Raw genomic sequence first — 1,246 nt, forward strand, 5'->3', positions numbered from 1 at the left:
AAGTCATTGAATTATATGGTCGGGACGGAGTGATTCGAACACTCGACCCCTTGCACCCCATGCGTGGCAAATCCATTCGCGCGTAACTGAGCTGGCAGGCATGCCTGATTACGTTCACTTTGGGTCAGCATCTCGACCCCCTTCGGCGTACCATTGTCGAGCTTGTCGTAATCACCGCAGAGCATCGCATACAGGCCGCGAATGGTCTGGTGGCTGTGCAACACATAGTCGGGTGTATTCATGCCACGCTCTGCCCAGCGCGTCAGATTAGGCATCAGGTTTTCTTGATAGCTGCTGTGCAATGCCTGGCGATTGACCCCGATATACGCGCCCGGAATCCCTTCCAGGGCGATAATCAAGACATTGCGTGCGCGCCCTGGCGCTGGCAACAGCCTTTCGCCGTCCAGATCCAACCGCGCAAGCCCACCCACCTGGGGCTCAGCCTCTGCAACGTCACCTGCCCACCATTCCTCCGCTCGTGCCTGCAGATCACCAACACCGGCGGCCAGGAGTTGATGCGGAAGGTTGAACAAGCGCCATTGGTCTTCATCGGCGGTACGCAGTTGCTGCCCCCACCCGTGGGCAAGCAAGAGCAACATTGGAACGCCCCAGGCTTTGCCAGACCAACGTGGTGCCAATACCGAAGGGCCCGCCCACTGCGTGATGAGCCACACCACAAGGCCAACCAGCAGTGCGAAAGCAAGCCAAGGTTGAGCGAAACCGCCTCCCGTGGAGTTCTCCAGAAATTGAGGATCCATCAGGTAGTGCACATCTGTAATGTTAGGCAGACGACCGACTGCACTGACCAACTCGGCAGCAGCCAGTGTCAACAAGCTCCAGACCAGCAACACCGGAAGCGCTAACCACCAAGGCCTCTGATGCAACAGCACGATGAGCAGGCTGCCAATTGCCATATCGGACAGGTATCCGAATGAGTCAGACCAGCCCAACGCGGCACGCAGGCACAAAGGCATGACCAGAACCAACCCGACCAGGGCAGTTAGACGAGCATGCGGGTGCTGTAGCCAACGACGTAAAACATTCACAAAAACCTTCCAGCCATTAAAGCGTCATAAACATGTGCTGAATGGTACCAAGCGAACGGCAATAAAGGGGGGGCAACTGCAGGAACCGGCCTTGTCGGCGAAATTTCCAGGCCACAAAGACAAAACCCCTACCTGCATGTGCAGATAGGGGTTTCGGAATTTAATCTTGACGATGACCTACTCTCACATGGGGAAACCCC

General features: G+C 56.5%; 1 pseudogene. It reads right to left on the reverse strand.

The features are described from left to right. Positions 1 to 47: 47 nt before the first annotated feature. Positions 48 to 1,046 (reverse strand): annotated as a pseudogene (locus tag IE038_RS23845) (sulfatase-like hydrolase/transferase); the annotation flags it as partial. Positions 1,047 to 1,246 lie beyond the last annotated feature (200 nt).

The sequence above is a fragment of the Pseudomonas laurentiana genome, assembly GCF_014648275.1.
In the GTDB taxonomy this organism is placed as follows: Bacteria; Pseudomonadota; Gammaproteobacteria; order Pseudomonadales; family Pseudomonadaceae; genus Aquipseudomonas; species Aquipseudomonas laurentiana.